At 70.9% G+C, this 14,827-nt stretch carries 15 protein-coding genes; 9 read left to right on the top strand and 6 right to left on the bottom strand.

The annotated features are described in order from the left end of the window. The first annotated feature begins 79 nt into the window (after positions 1 to 79). From B4N89_RS00310 to B4N89_RS00295, 4 genes are read left to right on the top strand one after another with little or no spacing between them, the layout of a single operon-like run. Entirely contained in the window at positions 80 to 397 is a 318-nt protein-coding gene (locus B4N89_RS00310; RefSeq protein WP_078973860.1) for a phosphopantetheine-binding protein, read from the top strand. Then, positions 394 to 1,950, top strand: a complete 1,557-nt coding sequence (locus B4N89_RS00305) for an amidohydrolase family protein (protein WP_078973859.1) — start codon at positions 394 to 396, stop codon at positions 1,948 to 1,950. The genes B4N89_RS00310 and B4N89_RS00305 overlap by 4 nt, the downstream gene beginning before the upstream one ends. After that, a complete protein-coding gene (locus B4N89_RS00300) occupies positions 1,947 to 2,807 on the top strand; it encodes a tryptophan 2,3-dioxygenase (protein ID WP_078973858.1) in 861 nt (286 codons plus the stop codon). The genes B4N89_RS00305 and B4N89_RS00300 overlap by 4 nt, the downstream gene beginning before the upstream one ends. A 52-nt stretch (positions 2,808 to 2,859) precedes the next feature. Beyond that, positions 2,860 to 3,921 (top strand): methyltransferase, encoded by a 1,062-nt coding sequence (locus B4N89_RS00295; RefSeq protein ID WP_078973857.1) that lies wholly within the window; start codon positions 2,860 to 2,862, stop codon positions 3,919 to 3,921. 80 nt (positions 3,922 to 4,001) lie between these two features. Here the strand turns inward: B4N89_RS00295 and B4N89_RS00290 are convergent, their stop codons facing one another. Further along, on the bottom strand, positions 4,002 to 5,348 hold the full coding sequence (locus B4N89_RS00290; RefSeq protein WP_078973856.1) for a salicylate synthase: 1,347 nt from the start codon (positions 5,346 to 5,348) through the stop codon (positions 4,002 to 4,004). Between the two features lie 282 nt (positions 5,349 to 5,630). Here B4N89_RS00290 and B4N89_RS00285 point away from each other — a divergent pair, with 282 nt between their 5' ends. After that, positions 5,631 to 7,148 carry a carboxylesterase/lipase family protein gene (locus B4N89_RS00285; RefSeq protein WP_078973855.1) on the top strand — a complete coding sequence of 506 codons (1,518 nt, stop codon included), beginning with the start codon at positions 5,631 to 5,633 and terminating at the stop codon, positions 7,146 to 7,148. Between the two features lie 19 nt (positions 7,149 to 7,167). Here the strand turns inward: B4N89_RS00285 and B4N89_RS00280 are convergent, their stop codons facing one another. Together B4N89_RS00280 and B4N89_RS00275 are read right to left on the bottom strand one after the other, a co-directional pair. Further along, positions 7,168 to 7,773 (bottom strand): dihydrofolate reductase family protein, encoded by a 606-nt coding sequence (locus B4N89_RS00280; protein ID WP_078973854.1) that lies wholly within the window; start codon positions 7,771 to 7,773, stop codon positions 7,168 to 7,170. A 325-nt stretch (positions 7,774 to 8,098) separates the two neighbouring features. Next, a complete protein-coding gene (locus B4N89_RS00275) occupies positions 8,099 to 8,932 on the bottom strand; it encodes a hypothetical protein (RefSeq protein ID WP_078973853.1) in 834 nt (277 codons plus the stop codon). A gap of 734 nt (positions 8,933 to 9,666) precedes the next feature. On the opposite strand from B4N89_RS00275, the gene B4N89_RS00270 reads away from it, so the two are divergent. Beyond that, positions 9,667 to 10,353: a hypothetical protein gene (locus B4N89_RS00270; protein WP_078973852.1), complete on the top strand. Its 687-nt coding sequence runs from the start codon at positions 9,667 to 9,669 to the stop codon at positions 10,351 to 10,353. Between the two features lie 226 nt (positions 10,354 to 10,579). On the opposite strand, the gene B4N89_RS49510 is transcribed toward B4N89_RS00270, so the two are convergent. Both B4N89_RS49510 and B4N89_RS49505 read right to left on the bottom strand, forming a co-directional pair. Then, the gene (locus tag B4N89_RS49510; RefSeq protein ID WP_161500575.1) at positions 10,580 to 10,750 is read right to left on the bottom strand and encodes a hypothetical protein; all 171 of its coding nucleotides are present in this window, start codon (positions 10,748 to 10,750) and stop codon (positions 10,580 to 10,582) included. Then, positions 10,747 to 10,902 (bottom strand): hypothetical protein, encoded by a 156-nt coding sequence (locus tag B4N89_RS49505; RefSeq protein WP_161500574.1) that lies wholly within the window; start codon positions 10,900 to 10,902, stop codon positions 10,747 to 10,749. Before B4N89_RS49505 ends, B4N89_RS49510 begins: the two co-directional genes overlap by 4 nt. Before the next feature lie 279 nt (positions 10,903 to 11,181). Between B4N89_RS49505 and B4N89_RS00265 the strand changes: the two genes are divergently transcribed. Together B4N89_RS00265 and B4N89_RS00260 are read left to right on the top strand one after the other, a co-directional pair. Continuing rightward, positions 11,182 to 11,589: a hypothetical protein gene (locus B4N89_RS00265; protein ID WP_143657790.1), complete on the top strand. Its 408-nt coding sequence runs from the start codon at positions 11,182 to 11,184 to the stop codon at positions 11,587 to 11,589. Between the two features lie 222 nt (positions 11,590 to 11,811). Beyond that, positions 11,812 to 12,270 (top strand): NUDIX hydrolase, encoded by a 459-nt coding sequence (locus tag B4N89_RS00260; RefSeq protein WP_078979013.1) that lies wholly within the window; start codon positions 11,812 to 11,814, stop codon positions 12,268 to 12,270. A gap of 393 nt (positions 12,271 to 12,663) precedes the next feature. On the opposite strand, the gene B4N89_RS00255 is transcribed toward B4N89_RS00260, so the two are convergent. Further along, a complete protein-coding gene (locus B4N89_RS00255; protein WP_078973850.1) occupies positions 12,664 to 13,692 on the bottom strand; it encodes an MDR family NADP-dependent oxidoreductase in 1,029 nt (342 codons plus the stop codon). Between the two features lie 102 nt (positions 13,693 to 13,794). Here B4N89_RS00255 and B4N89_RS00250 point away from each other — a divergent pair, with 102 nt between their 5' ends. After that, positions 13,795 to 14,748: a LysR family transcriptional regulator gene (locus B4N89_RS00250; RefSeq protein WP_078973849.1), complete on the top strand. Its 954-nt coding sequence runs from the start codon at positions 13,795 to 13,797 to the stop codon at positions 14,746 to 14,748. The last annotated feature ends 79 nt before the right edge of the window (positions 14,749 to 14,827 follow it).

Here is a 14,827-nt window from a genome sequence, read left to right as displayed (position 1 = left end):
ATCGGCGACGGACACCCGGGACCGGACCCGAAACCCTCCGGGCCGGTCCCGGGGTCACCCAGCAGGAAGGAAACCGAGGATGGAACCGCGCACCGACCCGGATGCCGCCGACGCGGCGGCCGCCTCACTGACCCCACCGCGACTGCGGGAAGCCGTCGCCGCCGTGATCGGCACCGACCCCGACAACCTCCGAGGCGACCAGAACCTGGTCCTGCTCGGACTCGGATCACTGGAGATGATGCGACTGGTCAACCAATGGCGTCGGCTCGGCCTGCGCGTCGCGTTCCAGGACCTGGCCGCCCGACCCACACTCGACGCCTGGTGGCAACGGATCGACGCCGCCCAACGCGCCGCCACCGAGGACACCCACCCCGCGGACCGCGAGGCCGGGCGATGACCGGCGCGAGCGCGAACGCCCCCGCGCCCACCGGGCTGCTGATCCGGGACGGCGTGGTCTACAGCGCGGCCGCCGACGCACGGGTGTACGACCCGGGGTCGGTGCTCGTCGTCGGCGACACGATCGTCGCGGTCGGCGCCGCCGCCGACGTGGACGAGGCGGTCGCCGCCTGCGAGCCGGCCGTGCGAGCCGCCCTGCGCACCGTCGACGCGCGCTCGATGATGGTGCTGCCCGGCTTCGTCAACGCGCACTGGCACGAAATGTACGCGATGCGCATCCCGTTCAAGGGCGCGCTGCGGTCCGCCGACGACCGGGCCGACGAACCCGGATTCATGGCCTGCGGCGGAGACATGGCCCGGATCTCCACCATGTTCGACTCGTTCCACGACCTCGCCGGGCAACTCGCCCCCGACGAGGCCGAGGCGATCGCCGCCTACTCGCTGTGGACCCAACTGCGATCCGGCACCACCACCATCGCCGACGTCGGATCGTTCACGCTGCCGCACTCGCTCGCCGACGCCGCACTGCGGATCGGACTGCGCTGCGTACTCGGCACCTGGGCCACCGACGGAGTCGCCGTCCCCGAGCAGAACGCCTTTCGACGCACCCGTGAGCCGGAAGCCGTACTGGGCCCGCTGGAGGACGTGCTGCGCCGCTGTGCCCAGGACCGCAGCGGCCTGCTGCGCGGCCGGCCCACGGCCGTGTACCCGGGCAACATGTCTGACGAACTCGGGCGCGGGCTGGCCGAGTTGACCAAGCGATACGACACGACCTTCGCCACCCACGTGGGGGCGCTGCGGCACGAGGACCGGGCGACGCGCGCGTGCTTCGACACCACACCGCTGCGCCGCCTGCACGAACTCGGCCTGCTCGACGACCGGTTGATGGCGGTGCACTGTGCGTTCGCCGACGAGTACGAGCGGTCCCTGCTGATCGACAACCGCGTGCACATCAGCCACTCGCCCGCCAAGTACGGCAGCACCGGCGAATCCGCGCTGACCGAGACCCGGCTGATCACCGAACTGATCCGCGCCGGTCTGGACGTGTCGGTGTCCACCGACGGCGTCGTCTACCCGCTCGGCGGCATGGCGGAGAACATGCGCGCGGCCTGGCAGGCGCACAACGAACTCTCGGCCGACCAGAGCTTCCTGCCGCCCACCGACGTGCTGGCCATGGCCACCCGGCTACCGGCGCGCGGGCTGCGCTGGGACGACGAGATCGGCAGCCTGGAGACGGGCAAACGAGCCGACCTGGTGCTGGTGTCCACCGACGACTGGCGCTACGTGCTCAACCCCCGCCCCCTGGAGGCGTTCCTGCACCTGGGCGGCTCCATCGACGTCGACACCGTCATCGTGGCCGGCCGCGTCCTGGTCCGCGCCGGGCAGGCCGAACTGCTGGACGAGCGGCAGCTCCTGGAGGACTACCTCGACGCGTTGCACTCCTTCTCCGCCCGCCGGTTGGGCATCGACGAGAAGGTGCTGCGCCCACTTCTGGACGACAACCCCCGACTGCGCCGCGCTCGCGGCGCACACCCCACGAGGAGGCTTCGATGAGGGACCAGTCGGCCGCCGACACCGTCCCGCCCCCCGCGCGCTGCCCATTCGGCGCGGGTGCCGACCGGGGCGGGCCCGCCCCGTACGTGTCCTACGCGCGCATGGACGAGCTGCACGAACTGGCCCGACCGCTCACCGATTCGCCGTGCGAGCTGACCTTCATCCTGATCAGCCACGTCAAGGAGATCCTGTTCCGCACCATCCACATCGAACTGGACCAGGCCCGGACCGCGATCCGGCAGGACGAGATCTCCGTCGCCTGCGAGCATCTGCAACGAGCGACCCGGTCCCAACAGGCGCTGCTGACGTCCTGGGAAGTGCTCAGCGCGATGGCCCCCGACGAGTTCCTGGAGTTCCGCGACATCCTGGGCGAGGCATCCGGCACCCAGTCGTTCATGTACCGCGCACTCGAGTTCACGATGGGCAACAAGGACCCGGACACGGTCCGGGCCTGGAAGGCCGAACTGGAGCGATACCCCATGCTCCGGGCCGAGTTGCGGGCGCCGAGCGTGTACGACGAGGCGATTCGATACCTGGCCCGACAGGGCGCGGAGCTGCCCGCGGAACTCCTGGAACGGGACGTGACACGACGTCACGAGCCGCACCCGCTGGTGGAGCAGGCCTGGTTGGAGATCTACCTCGACCCGGCGGGCCGACCCGTGGAGCACCGCCTCGCCGAGGCGCTGAGCGACGTCTCGTTCCGCTTCTCGGTCTGGCGCTCCACCCACCTGCTGGTGGTGGAACGCATGCTCGGCGGCAAGTCGGGCACCGGGGGCACCACCGGCCTGGAGTGGCTGCGCACCATCAACGAGCACCGGTTCTTCCCCGAACTGTGGTCGGTGCGCACGCTGTTGTGACACGTGCGCCCGGCCCCGCCAGGCTTGATCCGCCGTCGACCGGAGGTACCCCATGACCGCGACCCCGCACCTGACCATGGCCGACCTGGTGCCGCTGCTCTTCGGCCACGCCGCGTTCCAGCAGCTGAACGCGGCCTGCGAGCTGCGACTTCCCGAACTCCTGCACGAACGACCGGGCAGCACCCGGGAGGAGATCGCCAAGGAACTGGAACTGCCCGAGCGCTCGGCGGCCGTGCTCCTGCTGGGCACCACGTCGCTGCGGCTGACCGTCAAACAGGGCGACGGATACGCCAACGCCTTCGTCGTGGAGGCCGCCTTCGACGACGGAACCTGGACCCACCTGCGCGACATCGTCGAGTTCCAGGCCCGGATCGCCTACGCGCCCGCCGCCGAGTACACCGCGTCGCTGCGCGCGGGGGAGAACCTGGGACTGCGGCACTTCCCGGGGCGAACCCGCGATCTGTACAGCCGCCTGGCGGGTACGCCCGGCCTGGAAGAGCTGTTCTACAAGGGGATGAACTCCTGGTCGCGAATCTCCAACCCGGTGCTGATCGACGGCGTCGACTACGGCGGCGTCCGCCGCATCCTGGACATCGGCGGCGGAGGCGGCCTGAACGCCATCGCACTGGTCACCGCACACCCGCACCTGCGGGTCACCGTGCTGGACCGGCCGGGAGCCCTGGAAGTGGCCGAACACAACATTCGCGAAGCCGGCCTGACGGATCGCATCGACACCCACGCGGCCGACATCTTCGACGACGAGTACCCGCCTGGCTACGACTGCGTGTTGTTCGCCCACCAGTTGGTGATCTGGTCCGCCGCGCAGAACCGGGCACTGCTGGCCAAGGCGTTGCGCGCGGTCGACCCCACCGGCCGAGTGCTGATCTTCAACGCGTTCTCCGACGACGACGGCGCCGGACCGCTGTACACGGCCCTGGACGGGGTGTACTTCACCACGCTCCCCTTCGAGAGCAGCACGATCTATCCCTGGCGGGCCTACGAGGGCTGGCTCGACGAGTGCGGCTACGCGGCGCACCGCCGGATCACCATCGGCGGCTGGACACCGCACGGAGTCGTCGAGGCGTATCCCACCGCGGCCACCCCGTCCGACTGATCCGCGAGCCCGCCCCGTCACGACGCGCGAAATCCCCCACATCCTCGCGATGCGGGGGACTTCGCGCATGCCGGGAGAGATCAGCCGGCCGCCATCGCGGTGGCCGACTCGGGCACCAGGAACCGGGCGACGCTGCGCATCTTCTCGCAGGTCTCCTCCAGTTCGCGGTCCGGCGTGGATCCCGCCACGATGCCCGCGCCCGCCTGCAGCCAGGTACGGCCCTCGCGCTGGAAGACCGTTCGCAAAACGAGCGCTGCGTCCAGGCCGCCCCGCGCGTCCGCGGTCAGGACCGTCCCGCTGTACAGGCCCCGCGGACCCGGTTCGTACCGGTGGATCGCCTCGAACGCCGCGCGCTTGGGGATCCCGGAGGCGGTCACCGCCGGGAACAACGCGGCGAACGCGTCCCAGGAGTCCATGCCGACCGCCAGACGACCGCCCACCGCCGAGGCCAGATGCTGGACCGAGCCGCGTTCGAGAACGTTCATGAACTCCTCGACCCGCACCGAGCCCGGAGCGCAGATCCGGGCCAACTCCTCGCAGGCGAGCTGAACCGAGATCGCGTGTTCGAACACCTCCTTGGGATCGCCCAGCAGGTCGGCCCTGAGCCGGGCGGTGCGGGCCCGGTCGAGGGGGAAAAACGCGCGCGTACCGGCCAACGGGTGGCTGCGCACCGCGCCGTCCGGGTCCACCTCGACCACGGTTTCCGGGCTGAACCCGGCCGCCGTCAGCTCGCCCAGACGCAGCAGGAACGAGCGCGAGGGCGTGTTGTGCCGGCGCCCCACCAGATAGGTCGCGACCAGGTCCACATCGAACGCGACGGGCACCGTGCGCGAGACGATCGCCTTGCGCAGCTTGCCGTCGTCGATGTCGCGCACCACGGAGGCGACCGCCTCCCGGTAGGCGTCGGCGCCGATCTCCTCGACCGATACCGGCGACGGCTCGGGATACGGGTCGGCGGGCGCGTTCTGCACCACGTCGGCGAGGATCTGCAACAGTCGGTGGTCGCTGCCCCGCAACACCACGTGGTTCGCCGACATCTTGATCTCGACCTGGGGCACCACCATGTGCAGCAGCGTCCCGTCGTCGAGCAGATCGCGCATGCCCGCCTGCGCGTACGCGAATTCGAAACCGGCCCAGCCGTACAGGCTCCAGTCCTCCACCGGGGCGTCGGCCATGATTTTTGCCAGGTCGCGACTGGGATCGTGGCCTACCGGCAACAACCGCTCGTAGGCGCCCCAGCGCACCCGAAAGCCGGCCCGATCCAGGATCACCTCACCGGCGGCGCCGCCGGCGAACGTCCACACTCCGTGCCGCTCGTAGACGACGAAGCTGCCGAACGTGGCCGAGCGGGCCAGGCACGCGGCGGCGGCGGGGGGATCGACAGCGGTATGGATTCTCAGCTCGTGCGGATACTGACGCTGTGCCATGGCTTCCCTTTCGACCGGGAATCGGGCCTGTGGGTACCGGAGCAGTCGGCCGCTCCGACACCGGCGGGCCACCCTCGCAGCCGTGTCTTGCGCCGCGCTTTCGCTCCCATTGCGTCACCGCCACAGGTGACGCAGATCGGCAATCCGCCGCTTCCCGACGTGGTGTTCCGGCAGTTCAGGGCCGCTGACTGGTGAGTCGTTCGCACGGGTCGTACAACCACTGGCAGGCATGAGCCATCCGTGCGCGCACCCTTTCCCGAACCGCCTCCAGGGGGAACGTCGATGAGCAACGAGTGGAACGATGACAACCGTCGCCGCGAGCACGGCCGGCCCACCGAAGGCGCCGGGCCGGGTACCCAGCCCCACCGCTCGACCGTGGTGACCACGGATCGCGGGCGGATCCGGGGCGAGGACGAGGGCCCGGTGCGATCCTTCCGGGGCATCCCGTACGCCGCCTCGCCGGTGGGCGATCTGCGCTTCGCGCCGCCTCGGCCGCACCCGTACTGGGCGGGCATCCGCGACACCGTGCGCTCCGGCCCGTCGGTGCCGCAGGGCCCCGCACGGCTCGAACGTCTGGTGGGGCCGCGCACGCCCGACTGGTCCGAGGCGAACTGCCTGACCCTCAACGTGTGGGCCCCGCGCACGAGCGGCGCTCCGCGACCGGTGCTCGTGTGGTTCCACGGTGGCGGCTTCACCAGCGGATGCGGCGGCTGGGACTGGTACGACGGCGCCCGACTCGCCCTGCTCGGCGACATCGTGGTGGTCACCGCCAACTACCGGCTCGGCCCGCTGGGCTTCCTGTACCGGCCCGAGATGGGCGCGGACAACCTCGGCCTGCGGGACCAGGGCGCGGTACTGCGGTGGGTGCACGACAACATCGCGGCCTTCGGCGGCGACCCGCGCACGATCACGGTGGGCGGGCAATCGGCGGGTGCCTGGACCGCGCTGCTGCTCGCGGTCGACCCGGAGACCGGGCCGCTGATCCGCCGGGTGCTGGTGCAGAGCGCGCCGTTGGGCCTGCCGGAACAGACCCGGGACGCCGCACGCGCCGCGGCGGTGCACTACCTGGCCCTGCTCGGGCTGATTCCCGGCGACGACCCCGCCGGGGGCCTGCGCGCGCTTCCGGTGGAGCACCTGTTGCGCACGTACGCGGGCCTGGGCCGGGACATGGCGGCGACCGCGAGCGTGGCCCCGCCGATGTATCCGGTCCTCGGCGGCTTCGGCGTGCGCCGGGGGCTGCGCGAATCGGTGCGCGAAGGTGCCCTGGCCGACAAGGACGTCCTGATCGGTACCACCAGGGAGGAGGCCGCGGCGTTCTTCGGGCTCAACCCGGCGGTACGCGAGGCCGGTCGGGTGGACGTGCTGCGGATGATGCGCGACGAAGGCGGACGCGTCTACGAGCGATACGCGACGCGTCGCCCCGAGGCCACCCCGGGGCAGGTGTTCACCGAGGTGATGAGCGATCGGATCTTTCACGCCGGTACGCACGACGTGGCCCGGGCCCGCGCCTGGCAGGGCCACCCGGCCTACCTGTATCGCTTCGACCGGCCGATCGCCGCCCCCGAGCTCGGTCTGGGCGCACCGCACTGCGCCGAACTTCCGTACCTGTTCGGCACGTTCGACGCCTTCGCGGAAAGCCTGATGCTGCGCGGCGTGGACCGGGCGGCCGCCACCGAACTGTTCGCCACGTTCGGCGGGGCACTGGCCGCCTTCGTGGCGACCGGGTCGCCGAACGGGCCCGGCCTGCCCACCTGGAGTCCCCACAGCCCCAAGAGCGCGGAAACGATGTTCTTCAGGTGACCGCGCCCCCACCCCGACGTCACGCGGGGGCGCCGAGCGGCGGATGTTCGAGCACGCGGGGCTTGTACTCGACCAGTTGGATGCGGCCGTCGAAGGTGCGGTGCTCGATCATCTCGAGGGCGACGTCCGGGTAGCCGTCGTAGATGCGTTCTTCGCCCGTGGCCCCGGTGATCACCGGGAACATCACGACCCGGAAGCGGTCGACGAGTCCGGCGCGCAGCAGGGACCGACACAGGCTCAGGCTGCCGATCGTTCCGAGAAGCCCCGAGCCGCTCGACTTCATCGCGCGGACCGTCTCGACGGCGTCGTCGCGGACGAGCGTGGAGTTGGCCCACGTCAGCGGCTCCTCGAGCGAGGAGGAGAACACCACCTTGGCCGCCCGCGTGAGTTCGTCGACGGACGCCTCTTCCTCGGGCCTGAACCCGTCCTGGCCGTTCGGGACCGCGCCTGCGGCGAAGCCCGACATCAGGCGATAGGTGTTCGCGCCCATCAGGTAGGTGACCTCGGGCTGCTCACCGAGCCAAGCGAGGTACTCCGGGCCCTCCAGACCCCAGAACCCGGGCCACCCCTCGCCCGACGCATAGCCATCGAGGGAGGTGATGAAGTCGACGAGAAGCTCCGACATGACGGTGTCCTTTCCTCGGGTATCACGAGCTTGGACCGCCCGGAAGCCACAAACTCATCGCCCGCGCCGGAGAACAACCAGGAATCCCACGACACCGAGGCCGCCCGCATCGACGAAGCGGAAACGAGCTGACCTGGCCGGCGCCGGGCGCGGATCCTCGCCACCCGGCCGACGGTGGACCGCTATCCGGAGAGGGCGTCCCGCCGGACCCGGGCGGGGCAGCCGCTGTCGGCGTTGACGCCGGTGGAGGGGGAGCAACGGGTCGTTGGGGGCATCCGGCGGAGCGGATGGGGGTCGACCGCCTCGGGCCGGACGGTGAGGGGGGTCAGGGCGAGGCGCGGCGTCGGCGGAGGAGTACGAGCGCGGCGACGGCGCCGATGGCCAGGGCCGCGATGCCGACCCCGGCGGCGATCTTCGCGGTGTCGCCGCCGCCGTCGGCCGTGCTGTCCGGGGAGGGCGAGGCCCCGGAGGGTCGGGTGGATCCGGCGGACGGTGCCGAGGACGGGGTGCGCGACTGCGCGTCCGGACCGACGGCCGCCGACGGATCGGGGCCGGTGTCCGTTCCCGGGCTCGGCGTCGGCTCGTCGATGGGCACGACCGTCAGATCACAGGGCGGGGTCTTCGTTTGCCAGGTCCACTCGCCGGCGGCGATATGGGCCCAGTAATCCACCAGGACGCCGCCCGGCGGGAACTTCGCCCCCGCGTCGAACGCCAGGCGTACGTCGAGGGTGAGGGTCGCGCCGCTCGCCAGGTTCCACGGGGCGGACCGCCGACCGGGGTCGGCAGCGGTGTCGTCCGGTTTCGGGATCAGGATCTCGAAGCCCAGGGATGCCACGGGCATCGGGAGCCAGTCCCCGGTCTCCGGACTGCGGTAGTCCAGCGTCGCGTGGCGGGCCGGCTCCTCGCCGTGGGCCCAGTCCGTGACCTCGACATAGTGCGCGAAGGGAAGCTCGCCCGGGGTGGTGTTGGTGATCGACACCTTGAAGCTTTGCGCCTCACCGCCGGCGATGAACTCGTCCGGAAGCCCGACGACTTCGGAGGTCGGCGGCGACGCGCACACCCGTTCCGGATCGGCCGAGACCACCGGCGCCGCGACGATCGACGCGCAGCAGGTCACAATGGCGACGACGGTCGCGGGAAGCAGGCGGTGCAGGCGCATGGGCGGTCTCTCTGCGTGGCGTGCCCCGAGGTGTACCACGCGACCGACGGCCCCGGAAAGCGCGCCCGGCGCGGGCCGGCGACCGGCGGATCGGATTGGACCGCAACAGACCGGAAACGCCGAGGTCGGGCGAGGTCGACCAAAATAGATCAAAGTGCACCAAAACGAGTCGGAGTGATCCGGAGTAGACCGGATCGGCCGACGCCCGCGAATCGATCCGATCCCGCATGTCGTCGGTGGGCGGCGATCGGACGGCTGCGCCCGATCCGCCGGCCCGACGCGCGCGGGCGCGTGCGACTTCAGCGAGGCGAGGGGCACGATCCCCGACCGACCCGAAGTCCGGTCGACACGCCTGTAGACACGAACCACGTGCCCGCACAGTCGCCGTTGCGATCCCCGGCGGACCCGAAGGTCGGCCGCCACCTGCACGCTGAGCCCCATGGAGCCCGGATCGGTGTTCGACACGGTGCATCCGATGCTCGTTTCCGTCGGTGTCGGCGACGAGCCTCGGTCAGGCGTGGAGTGCAGCGGTAGCGGCAACGGCCGTTGCCGGCGCATCGACAACACGTTTGTGTATTGCGCCGCCCCGGTTATATACCGGGGCTCCAGCGATCCGGGCTCGCGTACCGGGAGGCCCGGCCCAGTGCACCTCTCCCTTGCCCGGTCGTCCACCCACGGCTTCGGCACCCGGGCCCGTGGGACGGGTGTCGGAATCGGGTACTACGGTCCGGCACATGCGATGCGAATACCTGGAATGGGACGACGCGGTGGCCCTGTTCGAGCGCCGAGGGCTGCCGGCGAGCATGTACGAGAATTTGTACGAGGAGGAGTACATCCTGGTGACGGGCCCGGCTTCGGTGACCGGGGAACTCCCGCTGGACGAGCACGAACGCACGCCGTGGGCCAAGGGTGCCCCCGACGCGGCGACCGGATACATCATCGACGGCGACTTGACCGTCGACGGCGCCATAGTGGACATCGACAACGGTGACGCCGCACTGATCGTCCTGGGCAATCTGCGGGCGAGGGACATCTACCTGGCGGGTGACACGAAACTGCTGGTTCTCGGTGATGTGACGGCCGACGCCGTCTTCGGCGACATGACCGACAAGCTGGTCATGGTCCACGGCGACCTGCGCGCGACCGTGTCGATCTTCCGCAACGAGTTCTGCCCCGACCTGATCGGCGGCACCCTGTACGGCAGGACCCTGGCCCCCGCCTACATGGATCTCGCCGCCGAGAACATCGGTGGCCTCGTCGACCCGGCACCCGAAATCCCGCTCGCCGACCTCCTGGTCCCCGAACTCCTGGTCGACGGTACGCCGGAAACCGACGATTTCGCCGACATCGGCGTTCGCGGAGCCGTCCTTCGCGAACGTGTCCTCGCCGGCCTTCCCCTCACCAGGAGCGGCGAGCGCTGAGGACGGTCGGTCAGGGTCGCGTACGGCACCTTCGACCTCTTGGCGTCGGGCCGTGGCGGTACCGCCGGGTCGGCGCCGGCCGTCGCGCGCAGGTGTGCCGAGGTGGCCGCGACCGCCCGGCCCCGGGCGAGACGTTCCGGATCGAGCAGCAGCGGCTTGAGCGCCGCCCGGCCGGCCAGGGTCGCGGCCTTGGGGACTTCGGCGCCGAGCCGGCGGGCGGTGACCGTCACCCGGTGATCCGGCGCTCGACCGAGTGCGGCGCGGCGACGGCGACTTGGTCGAGCCGGCGCACGAACCCGACCGGTGTGCCGGGCGTGGTCCGTGCGTTCGGCCGGCCGGGCGTGGTGCTCACCCCACAGCGCGGGGTGTTGTACGAGGTGCCGCTCGCCCGGTTCACCGGAGCCCGTCCAGCGGCGGCGCGGGGCGCCGGTTCGGGGGCGCCACGGCCTGGGTGAGGTTGGCGAACGGTTCCGCGGCCGCGAGCAGCGCGGCGACGGCCGCCGGCACGGTCGGGCGGTGATCGTCCGACCCGTTTCCCACCCCGGACATGGCACATCATCCGAGGCGATTGGCGCGCAGTCGACGTTCCGAAGCCTGTCCGGGACATGTCCCGGACAGGGCAAAAGGTTGCCGAACAGGGTCCAAGACGTCGACTCTCGGTCCTGTGCGCTGCCCGTGCCACCGGCTTCCGCGAACGTTTTTCCCAGGTGGCTGAGTGACGTTGGCGGCGAGGAAAGCCCAAGGAATCGATCATTCGGGCTGCTCGGAAATCCGTTCGCGTCGAGGTACTCGTCGCGTTTCCACACCTTGATCGACAAGGAGTTTGTCGTGGCATCCAGAATCTCCCGTACGATCGCCGTCGCTGCTGCGGGCGTCGGCCTCGTCCTGTCCCTTGTCGGCTCCGCCCAAGCCGCTCCCGGCGGCGGCCACTACAGCGCCCACCTCGACAACGACTGCGGCGATGCCAGCGGCACGTACCACTGGAAAGACTCCACCGTCTACAACGGCAAGCCGTCCTTCAAGATCGACTGGGATTTCGACCTCAGCGACACGTGTTCCACCAACACTCACCCTGTGAGCCTCTACAGGAAGTACTCCAGGTGGACCGGCAGTTCCTGGATCAATGACGGGAAATTCCACAAGATCGCCGCTTCCGGTCGCGAGTCCAACGTTGCCGACGTCCGGATCTTCCTGTGCGAGGTGGGCCTCCCCGCCGGCTGCAAGGCCATTTCCTAGCCGTCGCCACGGCGGGCCGGGCTCGGCACCCGGCCCGCCGTGTCGGCGTGGCGTCCGGGGTTCCGATTCGATCGAGGCCCCGCGGACGATGATGCGGCTGCTGTGGGACGGCCAAACCTCGCGCCACGGCAAGCAGACACCCACCCGCCCGGACACCCACCCGGTGCCCGGCACCTCGCACGACATGGAGCCGATACGCCCCTGGTGATCGACAATGCCGGGGTGACCTCACCCGGAATCCGCGTCGCCGCATACGTAGTTCGGGATCGAGCGGTCCCCGAAGTTCTGGTGTTCGACCACATCGGTATGCCGGAGGCCGGTACCCAAGTCCCCGCGGGAGGAGTCGAGTCGGGCGAAGGGCTGGAGGAAGCGGTCCTTCGAGAGGTTGCCGAGGAGACCGGTCTGTCGAGAGCCACGGTGGTCCGGCGGATCGCCGTGGAGGACAAGCCCCATCCCGACACGGGTCGGCCACGACGAACCAGCTTCTTCCTCCTCCGAGCACCGGCGGACACCTCGGATGCGTGGGTCCACCACGTCCACGGCGACGGAGACGACGCCGGCCTCACCTTCGCCTGCCGGTTCCTCCCCCTTCCCCTGAAGCAACCACTGGCCGACGACCAGGACACATGGCTGGGCCACGTCGATCCGCGCTGGACCACCGTGGCCGGCGACGCTCGGTGATCAGCATCCGGAGGGACCGGGCCGGCAGGTCGTCGCCGAAGCGCCGCCAACCTCCTTGCTCCAACATGTCGTCCCATACCCCTCGGGTCGACGCCCGACCCTGACGGTGTCCCGGAGGCGACTCACCCGCCGCACGCGCACCGTACCAAGGCACGACTTCGAGGTTCGCCGAGACGACGCAACCCCCCTTGCCGTCATGGGCCACGGCCACGAGCAGCGCCCCGATCTCCCACTCGGCGGACGGGAGTCGGCCGCCGTGGACTGCGATGTACGTCTCCTGAGCGGCGCGCGGTACCGACACCAGGGCGACGGCGTGGGTACCGTCCGCGGCGAATCGTTCGCAGGCGAACGCGACGTCGGTACTCACGCCGTCCCGTCTCCGTGGTGTGAGCATCACGTTCTCGTGTGTGTTTGCGTCGCGGCCGCGACGATCATCTTTCCGATGTTGGCGCCGCGCAGCATGGACACGAACGCCTCCACAACGCGTTCGAAGCCCACGACGATCGTCTCGTCCGACACCAGGCGCCCGTCGCGCAGGAGGGGCGCCGCGAACGCGTACAACTCGTCCCGTACGTGCGTGTGGTCGCGAACGAGGAAGCCCTCCATGCGCAGGCTCTTCTCCACGAAGTCCGCGTGGTCGAAGCGCACGGGCGGGGTGTCCGGCCGGTTGTACTGGCTGATCGTGCCGACCCGCACGATGCGCCCGCGTTCCCGCAGGGCGCCGACCGCAGCCGCGAGGTGGTCGCCGCCGACGTTGTCGACGAACACGTCGATGCCGTCCGGGGCGGCCCGCGCGAGGAGGCCGGCCACCGGGCCCTCCCGATAATCGAAGACCTCGTCGTAGCCGACCTGTTCGGTCAGGTACGCGGCCTTGGCCGCCGTTCCCGTGCTGCCCACGAGCCGCCCGGCGCCCATCAGGCGGGCGAAACGCCCGACGGCGGTACCGACACCGCCCGCCGCGCCCGAGACGAACACGTCCTCGCCCCCGCGCAGCGGCGCGATACGGGTGAGGGCGACGTACGCGGTCAGCCCCGTACCGCCGAGCAGGCCCAGATGCGCGGACAGGGGTACGCCCGGCAGGTCCGCAAGCACGTGCGCCTCCTCGGGGCCGACCACCGCGTGCGTACGCCATCCTCGGCGGTGGAGGACCACGGCGCCCTCGGGCAGTCCCGCAGCGCGGGAGGCGACGACCCGGCCGAGCGTACGGCCCTCCAGCGGGGCGTCGAGGGCGAACTCGGCGTCCATCATTTCGCGGTGGTACGGATCCACCGACCAGTACAGGTTCTCCACCAACGCCGTGCCTCGCACCGGCTCGGGCGGCGGCGTCTCGACGAACCGGAAGTGCGCGGCCGTAGGGACGCCGTCGGGGCGGGCGATCTGGTGGACGGTGACCGCCGTGGTGTTCGGCAGAAGCGCGTTCATGACACGCCACCGTAGGCAGGAATGCCGGGGCGGGGCAGAAGGTTGCCCTCATGACCGCGTCGTATCCAAGAGCAGCCCTCATGCCCGCAGGTGGGAGCCCCGATGACCGACCCCGCCGATCTTTCCCCCCAGGAGCTTCGGATCCTGGTCGCCATCGCCGATTCGGGAAGTTTCTCGGCGGCCGCCGCGACGCTGGGCACCACACAATCGGGCGTCTCCCACGCCGTACGCGGCATCGAACGCAAGGTCGGCGCCGTCCTGTTCGCACGCGGTCGAACCGGTGCCCGGCCCACCGCGGCGGGAACGACGGCCGCGGCGCACGCACGACGCGTCCTGCGGATGCTGGACGTCCTGGCCGTCGACGCCCGTGCGGCGGCCCGCGGCACAGGCGCCGACGAGGCCGCCGACGGCCCGCTGCACATCGCCGCCTTCCGCAGCGCCGCCCTCCACTTGCTGCCGCCCGTACTGGGACGCCTCACCGCCCGCCGGCCCGGCATCGAGCCACGAGTGCGGATCGTGCGCGAAGTCGGCCCCGGCACCGCCGGAGAAGTGATCGCGGGACGCGCGGACGTGGGCATCGCCACCCTGGGGACCGCGACGCCGACTCCTCCGGGGCTGGTCGCCGGCGTGCTTGTGGAGGAGCCCTACGCCCTGGTGCACCCGGCCGGACACCCCGCGCCCCGCTCGCTGCCGCTGGTCGACTGGACCGAGAACTGTTCCTCGTACACCCGCGAGTGGTGGGCGAGCCAGGACTGGATCCCCCGGGCGACGATCGAGGCGGAGGACGACGGAGCCGTCTTGGCCATGGTGGCCGGCGGCTTCGGCATGGCGATCATGCCCGCGCTCTCCCTCGCCGCCGCACCGTCCACCGTGCGGATCACCGATCTCGGCCCCGGACGCCCGACCCGCTCGGTGGGCTACGTGAGCACACCCGAACTCGCCGCGTCCGCCGCCGTGCGCGCGCTCGTCCGCGAACTCCGCCTCGCCCACACCGGCGCCGTCGTGCCGCCGACGTGGCATACCGGGGACGCGCCGGAGGCCGTTCCGCGCGATTGACCTTCGTCGCGGGGAACACCGGCTTCGATCCGGTGGCGACCGACGGTTGTCGGTAGACCCCGGGCCTGGGCAATCCCTC

It is taken from the genome of Embleya scabrispora (genome assembly GCF_002024165.1).
In the GTDB taxonomy this organism is placed as follows: domain Bacteria; phylum Actinomycetota; class Actinomycetes; order Streptomycetales; family Streptomycetaceae; genus Embleya; species Embleya scabrispora_A.
Note: the sequence above shows the minus strand (reverse complement) of the source record. Positions and strands in the feature narration are given on the sequence as shown.